Source organism: Cellvibrio mixtus subsp. mixtus J3-8, assembly GCF_000766945.1.
Lineage (GTDB): Bacteria > Pseudomonadota > Gammaproteobacteria > Pseudomonadales > Cellvibrionaceae > Cellvibrio > Cellvibrio mixtus_A.
The window spans coordinates 73,441-79,766 of the sequence record NZ_KN266216.1 but is presented as its reverse complement, the minus strand read 5'-3'; the positions used below and the strand labels follow the sequence as shown (position 1 = coordinate 79,766).

Sequence of the window (6,326 nt, the reverse complement as noted above, 5' to 3'; positions counted from 1 at the left end):
AGTAGTGGTGCGACGGATCATCGTGGTGGCGGAGCCATCAAGATTGAAGCGGACACCTTAACGCTAAATGGAAAGATTCTTGCGGACGGTGGAGTAGTTACTGCGAGCAGTCATGGTGGTGGCGCTGGTGGATCGATTTGGTTGAATGTTGGTGCACTGACATCACCATCAGGATTAGGTGAGATACGTGCAAACGGAAGTGATAGCCGTAGCTCGGTAGGCGGAGGTGGTGGCGGCCGCATTGCAATCTTTTACGAAGTTCTCTCCGGAATAGCAGAAAATAAAATTACTGTAGCGGGTGGTGCGGGTAATAAAAGCGGTAATGCGGGAACTATTTATAAACAACAAACCGAAGCCCCACCCTACGTCTATGCGACAAGTTTAAGTGCTTTAAGCAATCAATCTGTGCAGGAAATTCGTGTCGACTTTAGTGTTCCTATTGATGCGACCAGCCTTACAATTGATGATGTGGTGGTAACCGATGCCGGAAATGTTGCGCATTACCCGATAAGTATTACTGCACACAGTAATATGAGTTTTACCTTTGTATTTGCACAACCATTTTCTAATGGAAATTACAAATTAAAAGTGGGACCGAATATTCTTTCTATTCTCGGAAATGGACTGGATCAAAATCGGAATAAAATTGCTGAAGGCGAAATTGATGCATACTTATTTGATTTTATAATTGATGTGGATATGCCGGTTGCAGTGTCCGTCAATTATGCAGTTGCACCGGCAATTAATAAAATAAGCAATACGCAATTTACTATTTCCGGAACCAGAGAAAATAACACTTCAATTTGGATTAACAATGCGCAAGCAGTTCCGATTGGCTCCGGGGATTGGTCGCATACACTGACGTTGCCGCAAGGAACGTCTAACCTTGCTGTTGTTGCGAAGGATGCGGCAACAAATGCATCACCGGAAGTACGTGTTATTGTTGAAGTGGATTCGATTGCTCCGTCAGTAGCACCTGTAAGCCCGTCAGCAAATACCTACCTTGCCGTTGCACCGGAATTTATTCGTATTAATGTTACTGAAAATGGTAGTGGTATCGATGCTGTTGGTTCAACGATTGTTGTAAAACAAAATAATGTAATGGTAAGTGGTACCACCACACTCAATGCCAAACAATTTACATGGACGCCATCCGCGTCATTGATGGATGGTGAATATCTGGTAAGCAGTCAAGTTCTGGATTTGTTTGGTAATTCCACTGCGCACAGTTATACCTTTGTGTTGGATCGCGAACAGCCTGCTGCAACGATTCTCAATGAATATCCTCCACAAACATCTTTTAATAATCACACTTTCAGTGGCAGCAAAGAAGCCTGGTCGCAAATTCTCATCAATGGCCAGGTTGTTGTCGGTGCGAATAGTTCAACTACGTGGACCTACAATAAAACGTTGGCTGCTGGCGCTAATCGATTGGAGTTTGTTGTCAGGGATCGTGCAGGTAATCAAAGTGAGCCGGTTATCGCTAATATTGCTTACGACAATTTACCACCGGGTAAGGTTGAACCTATTGCAGTGAGTACCGGTGAAGGTAGTGAAATCAATATAACCTGGTTAGCTTACAGTGAACCATTGAATGGAAATGATATTAAAAATTATCGTGTGTACTTTAATACCAATCCCTTCGACAATATTATTGGAATGGAACCAATTGATATTCTTCCTGCAGGTTCGAAATCAACAGTCGTTAAAGGATTGACTACTGGTAATACTTATTATTTTGCCATTGTTGCAGTTGATAAATCAGATCTTTTCATTTCCCAAGTAATTTCTGTTGCCGGTCAACCATTGGATACTCGTGCACCGGAAGAAATTACTAACCTGCAAATTGTTTCAGGCTTAACCCAGCTGGATTTACGTTGGACGCCATCGCTGGATAAAAGTGGCGACCTGGAATCCTATGTGATTAATTATTCTGACAATGGTGAAGCCAAAACAATTACCTTGAGTAAAGCCGATGTTGGTGCAGCTAATCCGATTGTTTATTCAATCACTAATTTGCAACCGGCAACGGCGCACAACCTGCGTATTTCTGTGGTTGATAAAACTGGTAACCGTAGCACAGGTATTACTAATTCAGCGATCACGTTGCTACCGAATCCGATTAATGTTACTGCTGAACCCGGCGTAGATAGTGCCGTCGTCAGCTGGACTCCATCGAATGCATACTCTCTGGTAAAACAATACGCGATTTATATAGATACAAATCCATATACGTCTGTCGCGGCTATGACGCCTAAGAAAATTATTGCTAAGGGATCTGCGAATCAATCGTTGCAAAGTACAACGCTAACCGGTCTGGTAAATGGCACCAAAGTGTATGTGGCCGTTACGGTGATTAATGATTCAAATGGCGAATTGAAAGAGGTTATTCCAGTTGCCGTTACACCACAAAATGATACTGAAAACCCCACCATCACTAGCGCAGAATATTTGTCTTCATTAGCGCCATTATCATTGGATACTGCTCCGGTTCTTGTACAAGCTGGAAAATTCGCAATTAAAGCCACCGATAAATCCAAAATCTCACGCGTGGTATTTACCTTGAATGGCGAGCCATTGGGTAATGTGTTGATCACTAATGCGCAAGGTGCATACGAGCAACCGCTTGATTTATTGTCGTTGGCTGACGGTAATTACACCTTGGGAGTAAAAGTTTATGACATGTTGGAAAATGTTACGGAAAAAAATTATCCGTTCTCAATCGATTTAATTGCACCTGCGGTGCCAACAATCGTTGCACCAGTGCAAAACATCACCATCAACCAAACCAGTGTGCAAGTAACGGGTAAATCGGTTGTAGGTGCGGAAGTGATGATTGCGCTAAATGGTATTGACCTTGCAGATGTTATTGCTGTGGATTCCAGTGGAAATTATTCCGCCGTTATTGATGTGGTTGAAGGGTCGAATAAAATAAAAACCAAAGCGCGTTACATCGGTAGAACCAAATGGAGTGTGTACAGTGCCGAGCGCAATATCACTGTAAATACGCAAATACCCGATGCCCCAAGGGGCTTTAGTGCCACCGCGACCAAGCAAGGGCAAGTGCAACTGCAATGGAGCGCTGTGACCAGTAGTAATACCAATAATCAGGTGAAGGGTTACCGCGTCTATCGATCAGCGACAACATTTGCCAGTATCAACGATGCCGGCGTGACGAAACTCAATGCACAATTAATTACTGCAACCAGCTACACCAACACAGTCGCTGTGGATGGTAATTATTTTTATGCTGTAGCAGCGGTGAACGAAGCGGGTAATGAAGGTGCACTGTCTAATGTGTTAAGTGTCACGGCTGATAGTATTGGCCCGAAAATTACGCAACTGACATTCACATCGGAAGGTGAGTTTGATGCGGCGAATAATATTTTTGGTCGTGGCCGTGTCATTGTAAATGCAACGTTCAGCGAACCCCTGCGCAATGCACCGTACTTTGCAGTAGTGCCTGAAGCCGGGTTGCCGATATCGATTGATCTGGTGAAATCGTACGGTGATGAATCCGTCTACACCGGTCAATTCCAGATTGATCAATCTACTGCATCGGGAATTGCCTACACCACTATGTCGGCATTTGATAATGTGGGGAACCGTGGCACAGATATCCAGCAAAATAATTCGCTGAAAATTGATACCCAAGGCCCGGACATTACGCAACTGACCATTGCACCGGTTGAACCATTGAAAGTAGATGCAGCAAATGGTTTGCATGTGAATGTGGCAATTCGTTTAAGCGAAGCAACCAAAGCCGGCACGCCAGTGAAACTAGTTCCAATGATTAATGGTTCGCCGTTGGCCGGTGTTGAGCAGGGAATTTCGTTGGTGGCTGGTGCGGAAAATTTGAGTTTTACCGGTAGCTTTGATCTGCCGAATACGGTTGCGCAAAATGCCAGTGCACAATTGAGTTTCGCGCATACTGCTATCGATGAACTCAACAATAGCAGCCAAAAAATTATTGGCCAAAATCAATTCCAGGTTTATCAAGGCAACCTCCCGCCATTGAATACCCCCGCTGATTTAACCGCGACTGCCCTGCCCGGTGGAAAAATTAAATTGAAGTGGCTCGCCGTAGAAAAAGCAGCGGCTTATGTACTTTATCGCCAGGGACCGGCTGATACGGAATTAATTGAATTGATATCGTTAACGGCATTGGAATATGAAGACCAAACGCTGGAAGACGGAACCTATCGTTACGCAATTGCTTCTGTGCGTCGCGAAAACGGCCAGGAATCCGAAAGCAGTAAATCACCAACAGTGAGTGTAACGGCAGATCGCGTTGCACCTGCCAAACCGGAAAATGTTGCGCTCGAATTAAATGGTGCGGGTATCGTTGTGCGTTGGTCTGCGCCGGTTGTTGATGTACAAGGTGCACCGCAATCGCCGCAAGGTTTAACGTACAAACTCTATCGCACGTCGCTGCCTCAACATGCAGAAGTCACGGATGCATCGGTTTACACACCGATTCAAACACGCATTCCGGCCTTGATTGCACTGGATACTAAACCCTCCGACGATCAGCACAGTTATTTTGTTGTAGCGGTGGATGCAGCAGGTAATGAATCTGCACCGAGTGCGACGGATTATCTCAATGCAGGATTGCTGCCGGTTAACCAATTGTTTATCACACTGGATAATAACGGTTATCCGCAATTGTCCTGGCAACACCAGGGAAGAGGCGTTGAGCACTATCGCGTGTTCCGTAAAACCGGCGATGCCGATGCAGAATTGCTGACACCGGAAGGCATCAACCATAGCGGCACTAACAGCAGTTACACCGATAATACTTACAACGCAAACCAGGCGAGCCAGGGTGCTGGCCAGGAAGTGGTGTACAGCGTAATTGCTGTGGATGAACATGATGTGGAAAGTAAGCCGCATGAATTGCGTTTGCCGGCATTGTCGGTGAAGTTGGAGCGCGATAAATCGATATTGCTGGAGCGCGGCGTGATGAACCAGTTGCGCTTCCGTGTGGATAACAAAGGTACCAGCGCTGCAGAAGGTGTTCGTTTGTATGTGACCCTGACTGAAAATGGTCAAACACGTGAACATGTATCTGAAATCTTCACTGTGGCTGCCGGTGCAAATCAATTGGTTCCGGTTGTTGTCGGCGGTTACGACAAGCTGGATGCCATTACCAATTTATCATTGCGCCTTGAACAAAAACCGCAAACCAACCAGCGTATTCGTATTCAACAAACTGAATCGGTGGAAGTAGGCAGCTCTGGCTTGACGCTGGATCTCAGCACGCAAAACTTCACACGCGGCGGCGCAGGTAAAGTTTCCTTTAACCTGACCAACAATAGCGATGTGGAAACGGAATTGGTGATGGCGACCAATAACAGCAAAGCCGATTCCACCGAAGTGCGTTTAATCCTGGAAGATTTGCAAGGCAACCTGCTCGCCCGCAAAACTATTCGCCAGACCACCGGTGGTGTTATCAACGTTCCATCGGGCCACACTGTTGCGCGTGTTGCAGCCAAATCTATTTTCAATTCGGAAGAGTTTTCACTGAATGTTCCCGCCGCCGCGCCGGACCAGGTGCGTTTGCGGTTGGTGGTTGATAAATATCACTATCAACTTGGCAAAGAAAATCATGTTGAAATTTCCGGTATTGGTATCAGCAAAGATATCCAATTAAGCGATACGCCCTACTTCGCCGTAGTAACAGATGTGCAACCGACAACGGTGAATGCTAAAAATGGCACAGTGACAATTTCTGGCCGCGTTGTGGATCGCACCACCAACGAACCGATTGCCAATGTTCCGGTCAGCATCGTTACCACTGTGCGCGGTTTTGAACGCATCAACACGGTGTACTCCGATGCAAGTGGCAATTATATATTCGGCTACAAACTGGATGGCACTGCCGGCAAATATCGCGTCTCTGCCATTCATCCGGAAATGACGGATAGACCCAATCACGGCGAATTTACTGCTGAGGGTGGTTCGGTAAGTCCGGCGGAGATTGACATGAAAGTACCGCGCAATTACCCGCAAAAAATTAATTTGCGCGTACGCGCGGATCAGGATACGCATTTAACCAATGTGCGCCTGGTGCAAATACCTAATGCTCAACAGCCTATTGCTGAATTACCGGCGGGCGTGAGAGTGGATTATTCGCCGCTCACCAACGTTGCGGCAAATTCCTATAAAGATCTCGCGCTGACGTTTACCGGCGATAACACTGCGGAAAATTCAGGTTTGGTTACCTACCGTGTCGAAGCTGATAACCATACCGGCCCCAATGCATTGGGTACGGTCAATATCATTTATGAACTATCTGCATCAGCACCGGCAGTAAAAATGACCCC

The 6,326-nt window shown here is 46.0% G+C and carries 1 protein-coding gene; it reads left to right on the top strand.

From position 1 onward, the window contains the following. Positions 1-6,326 (top strand): fibronectin type III domain-containing protein (locus A596_RS20915; RefSeq protein WP_039918598.1); only part of this gene is annotated, 6,326 nt, incomplete at both ends.